The organism is Streptomyces sp. NPDC049837 (assembly GCF_040674455.1).
GTDB lineage: Bacteria > Actinomycetota > Actinomycetes > Streptomycetales > Streptomycetaceae > Streptomyces.
Genome location: NZ_JBFAMP010000008.1, coordinates 247,556 through 263,617, shown reverse-complemented (window position 1 = coordinate 263,617; position 16,062 = coordinate 247,556). Strand labels below are relative to the sequence as shown.

Annotated in this window: 14 protein-coding genes; 11 read left to right on the top strand and 3 right to left on the bottom strand. The window is 74.3% G+C overall.

All coding sequences use genetic code 11. The features are described from left to right. The first annotated feature begins 25 nt into the window (after nucleotides 1–25). From AB0J57_RS23040 to AB0J57_RS23020, 5 genes are all read left to right on the top strand, one after another. Nucleotides 26–805: an SDR family oxidoreductase gene (locus tag AB0J57_RS23040; protein WP_366130157.1), complete on the top strand. Its 780-nt coding sequence runs from the start codon at nucleotides 26–28 to the stop codon at nucleotides 803–805. A 1-nt stretch (nucleotide 806) separates the two neighbouring features. Continuing rightward, the gene (locus AB0J57_RS23035; protein WP_366130156.1) at nucleotides 807–1,736 is read left to right on the top strand and encodes an SDR family oxidoreductase; all 930 of its coding nucleotides are present in this window, start codon (nucleotides 807–809) and stop codon (nucleotides 1,734–1,736) included. Nucleotides 1,737–1,771: 35 nt separating this feature from the next. Continuing rightward, nucleotides 1,772–2,533, top strand: a complete 762-nt coding sequence (locus AB0J57_RS23030) for an MBL fold metallo-hydrolase (protein ID WP_366130155.1) — start codon at nucleotides 1,772–1,774, stop codon at nucleotides 2,531–2,533. An 80-nt stretch (nucleotides 2,534–2,613) separates the two neighbouring features. Next, entirely contained in the window at nucleotides 2,614–3,000 is a 387-nt protein-coding gene (locus tag AB0J57_RS23025; RefSeq protein WP_366130154.1) for a ribonuclease domain-containing protein, read from the top strand. Then, a complete protein-coding gene (locus AB0J57_RS23020; RefSeq protein ID WP_366130265.1) occupies nucleotides 2,994–3,275 on the top strand; it encodes a barstar family protein in 282 nt (93 codons plus the stop codon). The genes AB0J57_RS23025 and AB0J57_RS23020 overlap by 7 nt, the downstream gene beginning before the upstream one ends. 15 nt (nucleotides 3,276–3,290) lie before the next feature. Here the strand turns inward: AB0J57_RS23020 and AB0J57_RS23015 are convergent, their stop codons facing one another. Both AB0J57_RS23015 and AB0J57_RS23010 read right to left on the bottom strand, forming a co-directional pair. Beyond that, nucleotides 3,291–4,850 (bottom strand): ankyrin repeat domain-containing protein, encoded by a 1,560-nt coding sequence (locus tag AB0J57_RS23015; RefSeq protein ID WP_366130153.1) that lies wholly within the window; start codon nucleotides 4,848–4,850, stop codon nucleotides 3,291–3,293. Between the two features lie 57 nt (nucleotides 4,851–4,907). Then, on the bottom strand, nucleotides 4,908–5,810 hold the full coding sequence (locus tag AB0J57_RS23010) for a hypothetical protein (RefSeq protein WP_366130151.1): 903 nt from the start codon (nucleotides 5,808–5,810) through the stop codon (nucleotides 4,908–4,910). Nucleotides 5,811–6,036: 226 nt separating this feature from the next. Here AB0J57_RS23010 and AB0J57_RS23005 point away from each other — a divergent pair, with 226 nt between their 5' ends. Next, nucleotides 6,037–6,822 (top strand): serine protease, encoded by a 786-nt coding sequence (locus AB0J57_RS23005; RefSeq protein ID WP_366130150.1) that lies wholly within the window; start codon nucleotides 6,037–6,039, stop codon nucleotides 6,820–6,822. A gap of 73 nt (nucleotides 6,823–6,895) precedes the next feature. Here the strand turns inward: AB0J57_RS23005 and AB0J57_RS23000 are convergent, their stop codons facing one another. Then, entirely contained in the window at nucleotides 6,896–8,689 is a 1,794-nt protein-coding gene (locus AB0J57_RS23000; protein WP_366130149.1) for a beta-galactosidase family protein, read from the bottom strand. A 130-nt stretch (nucleotides 8,690–8,819) separates the two neighbouring features. Here AB0J57_RS23000 and AB0J57_RS22995 point away from each other — a divergent pair, with 130 nt between their 5' ends. From AB0J57_RS22995 to AB0J57_RS22975, 5 genes are all read left to right on the top strand, one after another. Next, nucleotides 8,820–9,707 (top strand): AraC family transcriptional regulator, encoded by an 888-nt coding sequence (locus tag AB0J57_RS22995; RefSeq protein ID WP_366130148.1) that lies wholly within the window; start codon nucleotides 8,820–8,822, stop codon nucleotides 9,705–9,707. Nucleotides 9,708–9,718: 11 nt separating this feature from the next. Next, a complete protein-coding gene (locus AB0J57_RS22990; protein WP_366130147.1) occupies nucleotides 9,719–10,036 on the top strand; it encodes a chorismate mutase in 318 nt (105 codons plus the stop codon). A gap of 517 nt (nucleotides 10,037–10,553) precedes the next feature. Next, the gene (gene pepN / locus AB0J57_RS22985; RefSeq protein ID WP_366130146.1) at nucleotides 10,554–13,037 is read left to right on the top strand and encodes an aminopeptidase N; all 2,484 of its coding nucleotides are present in this window, start codon (nucleotides 10,554–10,556) and stop codon (nucleotides 13,035–13,037) included. A 181-nt stretch (nucleotides 13,038–13,218) separates the two neighbouring features. After that, the gene (locus AB0J57_RS22980; protein ID WP_366130144.1) at nucleotides 13,219–14,634 is read left to right on the top strand and encodes an aminotransferase class V-fold PLP-dependent enzyme; all 1,416 of its coding nucleotides are present in this window, start codon (nucleotides 13,219–13,221) and stop codon (nucleotides 14,632–14,634) included. Further along, nucleotides 14,631–16,043, top strand: coding sequence for a SidA/IucD/PvdA family monooxygenase (locus AB0J57_RS22975; RefSeq protein ID WP_366130143.1), 1,413 nt, complete (start codon nucleotides 14,631–14,633; stop codon nucleotides 16,041–16,043). The genes AB0J57_RS22980 and AB0J57_RS22975 overlap by 4 nt, the downstream gene beginning before the upstream one ends. Nucleotides 16,044–16,062: the final 19 nt, after the last annotated feature.

Below are 16,062 nucleotides of genomic sequence, written 5' to 3'. Positions count from 1 at the left end.
TGTGTGATGAGGAAGGTAGCAGCGGATGGAGCTGGACGGGAGGGGCCTGGACGGGAGGGTCGCCGTCGTCACCGGCGGCACGCGCGGCGTCGGCGCGGGCATCGCACGGGCGTTCCTCGCGGCGGGAGCGCACGTCGTGGTCTGCGCCCGCCGCCCGCCGCCGGGCCCCGTCGAAGCGGCCGGCCGCCGGGCCGAGTTCATTTCTGTGGACTTACGCGAACAGGCCGCCGTACGCGCGTTCATCGCCGACGTGGTGGCGGAACACGGCCGCCTGGACGTGCTCGTGAACAACGCGGGCGGCACGCCGTACCGCCCCCTGGCCGAAGGGACCGCCGAGCAGCACGCGCGCGTGGTGGGGCTGAACCTGCTCGCCCCGCTGACCGCCTCCCTCGCCGCCTACGAGCACCTGCGTGCCGTCCGGGGCTCGGTCGTCATGATCGGCAGCGTGAGCGGGACGCGCCCCTCGCCCGGCACGGCGGCGTACGGCGCGGCCAAGGCGGGCCTGGAGAACCTGGCCCGTTCGATGGCCGTGGAGTGGGCGCCGGAGGTACGGGTGAACACCCTGACGCTCGGCATGGTCCGCACCGAGCTGGCCCACCTGCACTACGGCGACGACACCGGCGTCGCGGCGGTCGCCCGCACCGTCCCGCTCGGGCGGCTCGCCGAGCCGTCGGACGTGGGCGACGCGGCGGTCTTCCTCGCCTCCGACCGCGCCGCCTACATCACCGGGGCGTCGCTCCTCGTCCACGGCGGCGGCGAACGCCCCGCGTTCCTGGACGCCGCTACCGCCAACAAGGAGACCTGACATGACCGTAGAAGAACGTGCCGGGAGCTGCGCGGGCCGGATCGTCGCCGTCACGGGCGCCGGCCGGGGCCTCGGCCGCGCCCACGCGCTCGCCTTCGCCGCCGAGGGCGCCCACGTCGTCGTCAACGACCTGGGCGTCGGCCTGGACGGCACCCCGGCGGCCGACAGCCCCGCCCGGCGGGTGGTGGACGAGATCCGGGCGGCGGGCGGGCAAGCCGTCGCCCACGGGGGCGACGTCGCCACCACCGAGGGCGCCGCCTCGCTCGTCGCCACCGCGCTCGACGCCTTCGGGCGGCTCGACACGCTCGTCAACAACGCGGGGTTCCTGCGCGACCGGATGCTCGTCAACCTCGGCGAGGACGACTGGGACGCCGTCATACGCGTCCACCTCAAGGGCCACTTCCTGCCCCTCCGGCACGCCGCCGCCCACTGGCGCGCCGAGGCCAAGGCGGGCCGCACGCCCCAGGCGCGGGTCGTCAACACCAGCTCCGGCGCCGGGCTCCTGGGCAGCGTCGGCCAGGGCAACTACGCCGCCGCCAAGGCCGGCGTCCTCGCCCTCACGCTCGTCGCGGCCGCCGAACTCGCCCGCTACGGCGTCCAGGTCAACGCCATCGCCCCGGCCGCCCGCACCCGCATGACGGAACGGACCTTCGCCGCCACCATGGCCGCCCCCCGCGACGGCGGGTTCGACGCCATGGCCCCGGAGAACGTCTCCCCGCTCGTCGTCTGGCTCGGCTCCGGCGAGCCCAGCGAGGGCGTCACCGGCCGGGTCTTCGAGGCGGAGGCGGGCCGCATCACCGTCATGGAGGGCTGGCGCCCCGGCCCCACCGCCGACAAGGCGGCCCGCTGGACCCCGGCCGAAGCGGGCGAGGCCGCCCGTGAACTGCTCGCCCGCGCCGAACCCCCGCAACCGGTGTACGGGGCCCAGTAGTACACCGGCCCAGCCTCCTCCTTACCCTCGTCCGCATGGCCCTCGCGCTCACCGTCCTCGGCACCGCCTCCCCGCACCCCGCACCCGGACGCCCCTGCTCCGGGTACCTGCTCACCGGAGGCGGCGCCCAGGTGTGGGTCGACGCGGGACCGGGCACGTTCGGGGAGCTCCAGCGGTACACCGACCCCGCCCGGCTCGACGCCGTCTGGATCTCCCACCTGCACGCCGACCACAGCGCGGACCTCCTCGCCGCCCTGTACGCCTTCGCCTACGGCGGCCTCACCCCGCCCGCCCCCGTCCCCGTATACGCCCCGCCCGGCTGCGCCCGCCGGATCGCCGGCTTCCTCGGGCGGCCCGACCCGGCCTCCCTGCCCCCGGTGTTCGACTTCCGCGACCTGCACGACGGCCACGAGGCCCGCCACGGTGACCTGCGCCTGACCGCCCGGTCCGTCCGGCACGACACCGAGGCGTACGGGCTGCGCGCCGACTGCGACGGTGCCGTCCTCGCGTACTCCGGCGACAGCGGGCCCTGCCCCGCGCTGGCCGAACTCGCCGACGGGGCCGGCCTGCTGCTCTGCGAGGCCGACATCGACCGGGCGGCGGGGGAGGGCGAGCAGGTCCACCTCACCCCCGAGGACGCCGGGCGGCTCGCCCGGCACGCGCGCGTGAAGCGCCTTCTGGTCACCCACGCCGGCCCCACCCTCACCCGCGAGGCGGCGACGGAGCGGGCCGCGGCGGTGTACGGGGGCGTGACGGCGACCGCGTACGAAGGTGACGTTCACCGTCTCACCCCGTAAGTGTCGGACACGTCAACATCCGGGAAACACAACGGACTTGGCGTTGACGTGACCACATCTACACGCGTCATCATCGGCGTATGCGAATCCCCCCACGGTTCACCCTGCTCGGCGGCGCGGCCGCGCTGCTGTCCACCCTGCTCGTCGGCCCGGCGGCCGCTGTCCCCACCACGGCCGCCGCCGTCGGCGACATCTGTTACTCCGATCTGCCCTCGCAGGCACACGACACCCTGCGCCTCATCGAGAGCGACGGCCCCTACCCCTTCCCCCAGGACGACACCGTCTTCCAGAACCGCGAAGGCATCCTGCCGAGCCGGACCACCGGCTACTACCACGAGTACACGGTCATCACCCCCGGCTCGGACACGCGCGGCGCCCGCCGCATCGTCACCGGCGAGGCCGACCGGGAGGACTACTACACCGCCGACCACTACGAGTCCTTCGACCTCGTCGACCACACCTGTTGAGCGTCTACGTCATCGAGGGCCGCCGGGTCACCGCACCGGCCGACTTCTGGCAGGCCATCGGTGAAGCCGTGAACGGCCCCGGCGGCTACTTCGGCCGCAACCTCGACGCGTTCGCGGACTGCCTGAGCGGAGGTTTCGGCACGCCCGAGGACGGCGACTTCACCATCGAGTGGCGCGACCACGACGTCTCGCGCCGCGCCCTCGGGCCTGCTCTCTTCGACGAGCTCGTGGAGATCATGGAGGAACGGGCACCGGGCGCGCTCCGGCTGCGCTGATCCTTCGTCGCGGGGTCAGCGGCCGCGCGGCAGCGTGTGCTCCAGGCGGCGCCTGTTGCGCTCATCCCGTACGTGCACGAGCGCGGCCTCGGCGATGGCGCGCGCCGAACCGCCCGGAGCCTCGCTGCCCAGGATGCGTGCCAACGCCTCCAGGGCACGGTCGTCCTGACGCATCGCCAGGCCCCGGGCGGCCTCGGCGGCCGTGTCCGCGTCGGAGTCGTCCAGCCGGGCGGCCAGGGCCTCCCGCAGGGCGGGGGAGTCGTCCGGCAACTCCGCGAGCGCCAGGGTCGCCCAGTCGCGCACCTCGCCCTCCGCGTCGCGGCTCAGCCTGATCAGCGCCTCCACGCCCTCGCGGTGCCCGGCCGGTACCAGCCCGGTGAGCGCGACGGCCACCCCGCGCCGTACCCCGGCGTCCGGGTGCGCCGCGTGCCGGAGGATCTCGGGCAACGCGGCCGGGTCCCCGAGCTGCCCGAGCGCGGCCACGACGGCCACCACCAGCTCCGCCTCCCGCGCCTCCCGCGCCACCTCCCGCAACACCGGCCACGCCCGCCCCGCGAACGGCATCCGCTCCCGCGCGGGCCGCCGGGTGCCGTCACCGCCCTCCTCACCCTCACCCTCACCCGCGTCCTCGCCGCGGCCGAGCCGGGCCAGGACGTCCACCGCGAAGGCCCGGCGCAGGGGGTCGTCGCTCGCGGTCCAGGCGACCGCCGCCCGGAACGTCTCCTCGTCGCCGCGCCGCCACAGCGCCCGTACCGACTCGATCCAGTCGTCCTGCCCGGGGTCGCCGCGGTCCAGTGCCCGCGCGGCCAGCTCCTCGTGGCCGGCGCGGATGCCCAGGGCGCCCTCCAGGAGCGTGACGATCGCCGCGTGGCCGGTCTGCTGTTCGGCGCCCGCCCCGGGCACCCCGTCGCGCAGCAGCTCCACGACGACGGTCACCCCGCCGTCCTCCGGGACCCGCCGGGTGGCGATCTCGTACTCGCCCGGCCCGTACGCCTCGACCAGGTCCCGCCGCAGCGCCTCCGCCACATCCGTCGCGGCCCACCGCAGCGCCTCGCGCAGCGCCTCCTCCAGGCCCGGCGCGCCCCGCTCCAGCAGCGCCCGCACCACGGAGGGCGAGCCGCGCCGCGCGGCGGCGACCAGCGGCGGCTCCCCGCCGGGCGCCGGCCCGGGCAGGCCGGGGTCGGCCCCGTACTCCAGCAGGGCCTCCACGGTGTCGGTGAACCCCTGCCGCACCGCCCACGCCAACGCGGTGAACCCGAACTCCTCCCGCTGGTCCGGCCGCGCCCCGGCGGCGAGCAGCGCCCGCACCACCCGGGTGTGCCCGCCGCAGGCGGCGCCGCACAGCGGCAGGTCACCGCCGCGCTCCCCGCTGCCCCGCCCGGGGTCGGCCCCGGCGGCGAGCAGCAGCCGCACGATCCCCACGTGCCCGCTGACCGCGGCCAGGTAGAGGGCGGTCTGCCCGTCCCCGTCGGCCGCCTCGGCGGGAACGCCCGCCCGCAGCAGGCGGACCACCGCGTCCTCGTCGCCGCCGTGCACGGCTTCGAAGAGCGCGTCCTCCATGTCCTCGACCGTCATGGTCCGACCTAAGCCCGCCCGCCCCCTCGCCGCCAAGTCAATTTCGCCCCGGCCGTCTTATGTGTCGCATTCCAGTACCGTCCGGCACAGTCCGCACCGGGCCCGCACCCGCCCCCGTACCGGGACCCGGATGCGCTGCTGGCAGGTGGGGCAGGGGAACGACACCCGCAGCGCGGCGTCCCGCCCGCCGCCCTCGAAGGCGTACGCGAGCCCCGGCCCGGGGTCCGCTCCCGGCCCGTGGTCCTGGGCGTGCCGGCGGTCCTTGGCGTACCGGTGGCGGCCCGCCCAGCCCGCCGCCGTCAGCGGGGGCTGCCGCCCGTCGCGCAGGGCCAGCGCCCGCCCGTCGGTGTACGCGCCGTACCCCTGCGGGCTGGTGAACCACGGCGACGGGTCCTCCCCGAACGCCAGCGCCCGCTTGGCCAGCACGTACCCGAACTCCTCCGGCGTCAGGTAGCCCAGCTTCTGGCTCGACACCGCGTCCTCCCGGTAGGCGTCCAGCAGCAGCCAGCCGGCCCCCAGGTACGTCGCCACCGTGTCGGTGAGGATCTCGTTGTCCCGCGTCCCGGGGAAGCTCAGGCCGAGCCGGTGCAGCAGCACGTGGGTGATCTCGTGGGCGAGGGCCGCCCCGATGTCGCGGCGATGGGTGCGGAACCGGTCGTTCAGTTCGATGAAGTACTCCGGGCCCGCCGCCAGTTCGACGCTCGCCGCGTGCGTCATCTCCCGGAAGCTGACGATCATCCGCGCGTCCGGCAGCCGCAACTGCTGCACCAGCGCGTGGGCCACCCGCTGTGCGCCCAGGTGCAGGTCGTCGTCGTCCGCGAAGGCCACGTCGGCGGGGGCGACGCTGACGGCGTACGCGTACAGACCCTCCTGGGTCAGCCGCCGGTACAGGGCGGTGATCGCCGCCCGCACGGTGCCGATGTGCGGGTAGCCGTGCACGACCTCACTGCCGTTCGCCACGTCCCTGCCCCCATGTGCGACGCCGACCCACTTCCACTGTACGAGCCCCCATGGGCGCCCCACAGGAGTCGAAGAACAGTGCGATGGCCGAAAACACGGCCTTGTCGCGCCGTCGGCGGCCTCCGGATAATCCGGGACACGCCTTGACGGGCCCATGTCATAGAGCTGCCTGCCGGCAGGGGTCCGTCGTGCGCGCAAGGCTCAACCCCCCACGAAAGGCAGACAGTTGTCCAAGCTTCTTCGCGCCATCAAAAGATGCGCCGCGGCCGGCGCCGTCGTCCTCGCCGCGGTCAGCCTCCAGCCCACCTCCGCCCACGCGGCACCCTCGCCCGCACCCGCGCCCGTCGTCGGCGGGACGACGGCCGCACAGGGCGAGTTCCCCTGGATGGTCCGGCTCTCCATGGGCTGCGGCGGCTCCCTGCTCACCCAGCAGATCGTGCTGACCGCCGCCCACTGCGTCAGCGGCTCCGGCAACAACACCAGCATCACCGCCACCGCCGGCGTCGTGGACCTCCAGAGCTCCAGCGCCATCAAGGTCCGCTCCACCAAGGTCCTCCAGGCGCCCGGCTACAACGGCAAGGGCAAGGACTGGGCCCTGATCAAGCTCGCCCAGCCGATCAACCTGCCCACGCTGAACATCGCGACGAACACGGCGTACAACAACGGCACCTTCACCGTCGCCGGCTGGGGCGCCACCCGCGAGGGCGGCCCCCAGCAGCGCTACCTGCGCAAGGCCACCGTGCCGTTCGTCTCGGACGCCACCTGCAAGCAGGCGTACGGCAACGACCTGGTCCCGGCCGAGGAGATCTGCGCCGGCCTGCCGCAGGGCGGCGTCGACACCTGCCAGGGCGACTCCGGCGGCCCGATGTTCCGCCGCGACAACGCCGGGGCGTGGATACAGGTCGGCATCGTGAGCTGGGGCCAGGGCTGCGCACGGCCCGACTACCCCGGTGTGTACACCGAGGTGTCCACCTTCGCCTCCGCCATCAAGTCCGCGGCGGCGAGCCTCTAGCGCGACAGGACACGGGGGGCAGGCCCGGCGGGGCCTGCCCCCTTCCCGCGCACAAGCCGCCTGCACAAGCCGCCTACACCAGCCGTACGGAGGCCCCGGCGCCCTCCAGCTCCAGCACCCACACCTCGTTCGTCCCCTCCCGCAACACCGGCCCCGGCACGAACAGCGACTCCTGCGGGCCCACCCCCCAGTACCGCCCCAGACAGAACCCGTTCAGCCACACGAACCCCCGCGTCCAGCCGGGCAGTTCCAGCGCGGCGTCCCCCGCACCGGCCACCTCCACGACCATGCGGTACAGCCCCGCCCCCCCGCCCGGCCCCGGCCCCCCGCCCGGCGCGGGAGCGCCGTCCGGCGCCGCGGTGACGCCCGGCACCGGCGTGAACGGCACCTTCGCCACCCCGTCCGCCGTGAACGCGTCCACCCGCAGCCCCCGCGCCCGCACCCCGTGCACGTACTGCCGTTCGTGCAGCACCCCGCCCGTGACGCCCTTCGCCTCACCCAGGCGCGGCCCGTAATTGACCCGCCCCAGCGACTCCACCCACAGCTCCACCACCGCGGGCCCCGCCACCGGCTCCGCCAGCACCGCGTCCTCCGCCTCCAGCACACCCGCCCGGACGCCGTCCACGTACACCACCGCCCGGTCCCTCAGGCCCGTCACCGCCAGCGGATACGGCTGCCGGGGCCCCGGCACCTCCAGCCGGTAGCGGACCAGGCCCCGGTCCACCCCGAGGTCCTCGAACGTCGGCGGCACCGGCCCGTCCCACTCCTCGTCGCCGAGCGCGTCCAGCACTCCCTCCAGCGGCGCCCACTCGTGCGGCACCGCCGCCACCCGGCCCGCCAGCCGCGCGGGCGGCGCCGGAACGGGCGGCAGCGGACCGGTCGCGTACCGCTCCAGCACCGACCGGAACGCCCAGAACTTCGCCGTCGGCAGCCCCGCCTCGTCGACCGGCGCGTCGTAGTCGTACGACGTCACCGTCGCCTCCAGGGGCCCGTCATGCAGCGCGCCGGCCCGGTTCGCGCCCGCCCAGCCACCGAAGCTGGTGCCCCCGTGCGCCATGTACACGTTGACCGACGCCCCGCAGTCCAGCACCTCCGCCAGCGCCGCCGCCGCGTCCTCCGCGTCCCGCACCGCACGCGCGTCGCCCCAGTGGGCGAACCAGCCGCACCAGAACTCCATGCACATCAACGGCCCCCGAGGCTGGTGCCGGCGCAACACCTCGAACGCCGCCCGCGCGCCCGACCCGAAGTTCACGGTGGCCAGCACACCCGGGATCGACCCGCCCGTCAGCATGTGGTCCTCGGGCCCGTCCGACGTGAACAGCGGCACGGTCACCCCGCACGCCTCCAGCAGATCCGCGACGTACCGCAGATACCCCTGGTCGGAGCCGTAACTCCCGTACTCGTTCTCCGCCTGCACCATGATCACCGGACCGCCCCGGTCGATCTGCCGCGCCACCACCTCCGGCAGCAGCGTGCGGAACCAGCGGTTCACATGCACCAGGTACCCGGCGTCCTCCGACCGCACCCGCCGCCCCAACCGCCCCGTCAGCCAGTGCGGCAACCCGCCGTTCTCCCACTCGGCGCAGATGTACGGGCCCGGCCGCACGATCGCCCACAGCCCCGCCTCCCGCACCGCGTCCAGGAACCGCCCCAGCGCCCCCACGTCCCGGTAACGCCCGGGCTCCGGCTCGTGCAGGTTCCAGGGGACGTACGTCTCCACACAGTTCAGGCCCATCGCCCGCAGCATCGCCAGCCGGTGCTCCCACTGCTCCTCGTGCACCCGGAAGTAGTGCAACGCCCCCGACAGCAGCCGCACCGGCCTGCCGTCCAGCAGGAAATCCCGATCACCCACCGTGAACTCGCCCACGACCCACCCATCCCCGCCCGTCTCATGGTCACGTACCGCGACCAACTGTCGCCCTCTGGCGGCTGACGGGTCCATGGACAAAGATCGGCGCTGATTGGACGCAAAAACGGTTCGCCGGGGAGGCCGAGGGATGTACCACACCTGGATGCGCTTCTTCACGCCGAGCCCGCTGCACACCCGGCTCGGCCTCACCTGCCTCGGCGTCGGCCTCCAGCACGGCACCCTGCCCACGGTCGGCCCCCGCACCCTCGACCACCACGTCGCCGTCGTGATCAACGCGGGCGGCGGCTGGTACCGGTGCCCCGACGGGCGGCGCCTGACCGTCACCGCCCCCGCGCTGCTCTGGCTCACCCCCGGCGTCCCGCACCACTACGCGCCCGACCCCGCGACCGGCTGGGACGAGGGCTTCGTCGACTTCACCGGCCCGGTCACCGCCACCTACACCGAGCTGGGCTACATCGAGCCCGACCGCCCCGTCGTCCCGCTCGCCGACGCGGGCCCCGCCCGCTCCGTCATCGGCCGCATCGCCCGGGCCGCCCGGCGCGGCAACCCGCTCCTCGAAGTGGAGACCGCCGCCGCCGTCCACGAACTGCTCGTCACCCTCCGCCGCGCCCGCGCCGACACCAACGCCGACGGCGACCCCGTCCTGGAAGCCCTCGCCCGCGACGCCTTCCAGCCCCTGTCCGTCGCCGAACACGCCGCCCGGCACGGCATGACGCCCGCCGAGCTGCGCACCGCGGTACGCCGCGGCGCCGGGTGCAGCCCCAAGGACTTCCTCCTCGGCATCCGGCTCGGCCGCGCCAAGGAGCTCCTCGCCGGCACCGAGCTGCCGGTCGCCGCCGTCGCCCGCCGCGTCGGCTACGACGACCCCGCCTACTTCTCCCGCCTGTTCACCCGCCGTGTCGGCATGGCCCCGGTCCGCTTCCGCGAGCAGCAGGGCCGCACCGTACCGGGCGGCTGGAGCACCCGGATCCCGGATGCCGAACACCCCCCGACGATCATCACGGGACACGTCTAAGCTCGCTGACCATGAGCACCAGCGAGACCGAGGACTCCGTACGCGCCGAACTGACGCGGCTGCGCGAAAGCATCGACAACATCGACGCGGCGGTCGTCCACATGCTGGCCGAGCGGTTCAAGTGCACCCAGCAGGTCGGCCACCTCAAGGCCCGCCACCACCTGCCCCCGGCCGACCCCGAGCGCGAGGCCCGCCAGATCGCCCGGCTGCGGCAACTCGCCGAGAGCGCGAACCTCGACCCCGCCTTCGCCGAGAAGCTGCTGAACTTCATCATCGCCGAGGTGATCCGCCACCACGAAACGATCGCGGGCGGCCGCCCGGCGGTCTGAGGCGGGGCCGAGCCCGGAGGGCCCAGCGAGGCCCGCGCCCATGCCCCAGCCCGGCTGCCCCGCGCAACCCCGCCGGGCACCGACCACACCGCGCACGACCCGCCCGCCACGGGCCCCCGGGCTCCGACCCACCGGACACGACCGGCCCGCAACCGCGCGACGCATCCCCGCCGGGCGCCCACCCGGCCGGCGCCGAAGCCCCGGCGCCGACTCCTGCCAGGCGCCGCCCCGACCACCCCCGACCGCGCCGGGCCACCCGCCCCACCGGGCACCCGCCCACCGGCCACGACCCACCCGCGCCCGCGCGACGAGCCCCCGGGGCACCGACCCCAACCCGCACCGCCCCCCCGGGCACCCACCCCACCCGCCCCCGCCGGGTACCGACTCCCCGGGGCACCGGCCCCAACCCGCATCCGCCCCCCGAGCAACCACTCCCACCCCCACCCGCCCCGCCACCGGATCAGCCCTCAGAAGAACACCCGTGCCCCGCGCCCGCCCCATCGGGCAGCATGGGCCCATGCCCGTACTGACGCGCGACGAAGCGCAGACCCGAGCCCGGCTCCTCGACGTCCACCGGTACACGGTCGACCTCGACCTGACCACCGGCGAAGAGACCTTCGACTCCACCACCGTCATCCACTTCACCGCCCGCGCCACCGGGAACACCTTCGTCGAGCTCAAACCGGCCACCCTCCGCTCCGTCACCCTCGACGGCTCGCACCTCGACCCCGAGACCCTCGCGGACAACCGGCTGCCCCTCACCCTCGCCGAGGGCGAGCACACCCTCCGCATCGACGCGGCCATGCGCTACTCCCGCACCGGCGAGGGCATGCACCGCTTCACCGACCCCAGCGACGGCGAGACGTACGTCTACACCCAGCTCTTCATGGAGGACGTCCAGCGCGTCTTCGCCGCCTTCGACCAGCCCGACCTCAAAGCCGTCTTCGAGGTCGCCGTCACGGCCCCCGCCGGCTGGACCGTCCTCGCCAACGGCGTCACGGCCCACCAGGGCGGCGGCCGCTGGCAGGCCGCGGCCACCCCCCTCATCTCCACCTACCTGGTCGCCGTCGCCGCCGGCCCCTGGCACTCGATCCGCACCGAGCACGCCGGACTGCCCTTCGGCATCCACTGCCGCCGCTCCCTCGCCCCGTACCTCGACGCCGACGCCGACGAGATCCTCGACGTCACCCGGCAGTGCTTCGACCGGTACCACGAGAAGTTCGAGGAGCCGTACCCCTTCGACTCCTACGACCAGGCGTTCGTCCCCGAGTTCAACGCGGGCGCCATGGAGAACCCGGGCCTCGTCACCTTCCGCGACGAGTTCGTCTACCGCTCCGCCGTCACCGTCACCGAACGCCAGACCCGCGCCATGGTCATCGCCCACGAGATGGCCCACATGTGGTTCGGCGACCTCGTCACCCTCAAGTGGTGGGACGACATCTGGCTGAACGAGTCCTTCGCCGAGTACATGGGCTACCAGATCATCAACGAGGCCACCAGCCGCTACCCCCACACCTGGATCGACTTCGGCATCGCCCGCAAGGCCTGGGGATACGACGCCGACCAGCGCCCCTCCACCCACCCCGTCGCCCCCGACCCCGACGCCGTCCCCGACACCGCCTCCGCGATGCTCAACTTCGACGGCATCTCCTACGCCAAGGGCGCCTCCGCCCTCCGCCAGCTCGTCGCCTGGCTCGGCGAGAAGGAGTTCCTGGCCGGCATCAACACCCACTTCGCCCGCCACAAGTTCGCCAACGCCACCCTCGCCGACTTCATCGAAAGCCTCGCCTCCGCGACCGACCGGGACGTCCACACCTGGGCCGAGCAGTGGCTGCGCACCACCGGCGTCGACACCCTCACCCCGGCGTACGACCGGGCCACCGGTACCCTCACCGTCACCCGCACCGGCAGCCGGCCCCACCGCATCACCGTCGGTGTGTACGACCACGACCTCGCCGACGCCCGGCGCCTGGTGCTCCGTAACCGCCTGGAGGTCGACGTCCCGCAGGACACCCCCGCCAACCTCCCCGGCCCCCGCCCCGCGCTCATCGTCCTCAACGACGGCGACCACACCTACGCCAAGATCCGCCTCGACGCGCACTCCGAGGAACCGGCCCTTCGCAACCTCTCCGGCATCCCCGACGCCCTCACCCGCGCCGTCGTGTGGAACTGCCTGCGCGACATGGTCCGCGACGGCGAACTCGAACCCACCGCCTACCTGGAGACCGCCCGCGCCCACCTCCCCGAGGAGAAGGACCTGGCGGTCGTCCAAGGCGTCCTCGCCTTCGCCACGTCCCAGATCGCCGACCGGTACCTCCCCGCCGAGGCCCGGCCCGCCGCCCTCGCCCTGCTCACCGACCTCACCCGCGACCTCATCCGCCGCACCGAGGACGGCACCGACCCCGGCCTGCGACTGACCGCGGTGCGCCACCGCATCGACACCGCCGCCCACCCCGACACCATCGCCGCCTGGCTCGCCGACGGCACCGTCCCCGGCGGCCCCGAACTCGACCCCGAGCTGCGCTGGCGCATCCTGGGCCGGCTCGCCGTCCTCGGCGCCACCGACGAGGCCGCCATCGCCGCCGAACTCGACCGCGACGCCAGCGCCACCGGCCAGGAGGGCGCCGCCCGCTGCCGCGCCGCCCTGCCGACGCCCGAGGCGAAGGCGGCCGCCTGGGAGCGGATGTTCACCTCCGACACCCTCTCCAACTACCTGTTCACCGCCACCGCCCAGGGCTTCTGGCAGCCCGAACAGGCCGACCTGGTACGGGAGTACGTCTCCCGCTTCTACCCTGACGCCACCGCCCTCGCCGACCGCCGGGGCCCGGCCATCGCGGAGGCGGCCGGCCGCTACGCCTTCCCCGCCCACGCCGTCGACACCGCACACCTCCACCTGGCCGAGCAGCACCTGGCGTCCGACAACCTCCTGCCGGCCCTCCGCCGCAAGCTCACCGACCAGATCGACGACCTGCGCCGCGCCCTCCGCGTCCGCAAGGCCTGACCGATCCCGTACCCCGCCCCGGCCGGCAACCCCCGGCCCGGGCGGGGCCACCCCCGCAACGCCCCCCGCGCCGACCGCCCTTAGCACGCCCAATCCGCCCCGCCACCCCCTCGTCCCCCTTTCGGGTTGTGATCGCCCCGCACCGCAACCGCGCTCCGCCGGGCGGGGCCACGCTGGCAGCATGAGCAGCAGCCCGTCGAGCACCCCGTGGAGCACCCCGTGCGGCACGCCGCCCCTCGCAGGAGGCCCCGGAGGAGCCGACGCGCTGCGGCCGCTCGTCGCAACCGTCCTGGACGCCCTCCACGACGGCGCCGCCGCCCGCGGCGGGCCGCTCCCGCCGGGCGGGCCCGAAGCGGTCACCGCACACGTGCGGGACGCCCTCGCCGACGTCCTGCCCGACACGGGCACCGGCGCGGAAGAGGCCCTCCACGCCCTCGTCACCGCCCTCGCGTACGGCGCCGCCGACCCCGCGCACCCGCACTGCGCCGCCCACCTCCACACCCCGCCCCTCGCGCTCGCCGTCGCCGCCGACCTCGCCGCCTCGGCGCTCAACCCGTCCCTGGACTCCTGGGACCAGGCCCCCGCCGCCTCCGCGCTCGAACAGCTCGTCACCCGGGCCCTGGCCACCGAGATCCATCCCACCGGGCCGGCCCCCGACGCCCTGGTCACCACCGGCGGCACCGAGTCCAACCACCTCGCGCTCCTGCTCGCCCGCGAGCACCACGGCCCCACCCTCCAGACCGTCTGCGGCGCGAACGCCCACCACTCCATCCGCCGCGCGGCCTGGCTCCTCGGCCTCCCCGAACCGGTCACCGTCCCCGCCCCCGACGGCACGATCGACCTCACGGCCCTCGCCGCCGTCCTCACCGACCTCCGCGGACCCCTCCTCGTCACCGCCACCGCGGGCACCACCGACACCGGCAGCATCGACCCGCTGTCCGAGATCGCCGACCTGTGCGACACGCACGGCTCCGCCTTCCACGTCGACGCCGCCTACGGCGGACCGCTGCTGTTCAGCGCCACCCGCCGCCACCTCCTCACCGGCCTCGACCGCGCCCACACGGTCACACTCGACCTGCACAAACTCGGCTGGCAACCGGTCGCCGCAGGCCTCCTCGCCGTACCCGACACCACGATGCTCGACGCCCTCGCCCACACCGCGCCCTACCTCAACCCCGACGACGACACCCGCGCCGGCCTCCCCGACCTCCTCGGCCGCTCCCCGCGCACCAGCCGCCGCCCCGACATCCTCAAGGTCGCCGTCACCTTCCGCGCCCTCGGCCGCACCGGCCTCGGCCACCTCGTCGACCGCGTCTGCGACACCGCCCAGCAACTCGCCGACCTCGTCGACAAGAACCCCCACCTCGACCTCTACGAACGCCCCACCCTCACCACGGTCCTCTTCCGCCCCACCGACGCCACCGACGAGGCCGTCGCCGCCACCCGCCGCGACCTCCTCACCCACGGCCACGCCGTACTCGGCCGCGCCCACGCCGACGGCCACCTCTGGTTCAAGGCCACCCTCCTCAACCCGCACACCACCCCCACCGATCTCGACACACTCATCGCACTCGTGGAAGGCAGCACCACCCGATGACCGGCAGCACACCCCAGCGCGACCCCGACCAGCCCCACGACCTGGTGGGCATCGGCATCGGTCCCTTCAACCTCTCCCTCGCCGCGCTCGCCCACGGCGTACCCGGAGGCCTCGCCGCCGCCTTCTACGAACAACGCCCCGCCTTCCACTGGCACCCCGGCCAGCTCATCGACGGCACCACCCTCCAAGTCCCCTTCCTCGCCGACCTCGTCACCCTCGCCGACCCCACCAGCCCCTGGACGTTCCTCAACTACCTCCGCGGCCGCGAGCGCCTCTACCCCTTCTACTTCGCCGAGCGCTTCCACATCCACCGCGCCGAATACGACGCCTACTGCCGCTGGGTCAGCGACAACCTCCCCGGCCTCCACTTCGCCCACCAGGTCGACGCCGTCCGCTGGAACCCCGAACGCGACCTGTTCGAAGTCGACTACACCCAACTCGACACCAACGGCGAAGCCGAAGCCCTCGGCCGCACCCACACCCGCCACATCGCCCTCGGCGTCGGCACCGAGCCGTACATCCCCGAACCGCTGCGCCCCCTCGCCGAACAGCCCGCCGTCCCCGTCATCCACTCCGCCGACTACCTCCACCACCGCGAACGCCTCCTGACCGCCGAGCACATCACCGTCATCGGCTCCGGCCAGTCGGGCGCCGAGATCTTCCTCGACCTCCTCCGCACCCGCCCCGCCGGAGCCGAGAAGATCCACTGGCTCACCCGCACCGAGGCCTTCGCCCCCATGGAGTACTCCAAACTCGGCCTCGAACACTTCACCCCCGACTACACCCGCTACTTCCACGCCCTGCCCGAACAGGTACGCAGCGACCTCGTCCCCCGCCAATGGCAACTCCACAAAGCCATCGACGCCGACACCATCGCCGCCATCCACGACGAGCTCTACCGCCGCACCCTCCACGGCGGCTGGCCCGACGCCGTCCTCACCCCCGGCGTCCGCGTCCGCACCGCCGGCCGCCTCGCCACCACCAAGGTCGAGCTCCACCTCGAACACATCCAGCAGGGCACCCGGGCCCGCCTCACCACCGACGCCGTCATCCTCGCCACCGGCTACCGCGAACGCCCCCTCGGCCGCCTCCTCGCCGGACTCGACCCCTACATGCGCCGCGACTCCGCCGACCGCCCCCGCATCGACGCCCACCACCGGCTCGTCCTCGACCCGTCCGTCACCGGCTCCATCTACGTACAGAACGCCGAAACCCACACCCACGGCGTCGGCGCACCCGACCTCGGCCTCGCCGCCTGGCGCAGCGCCACCATCCTCAACCACCTCACCGGCAAGGAGCCCTACCCCCTCCCACGCCGCACCGCCTTCACCACCTTCGGCCTGGAACGGCAGGAGACGCCCGGCATTCCCAGCCAGACGCCTCCACTCAAAACCCACCGCGACCGATAGGACCCCTACACCGGCGGCC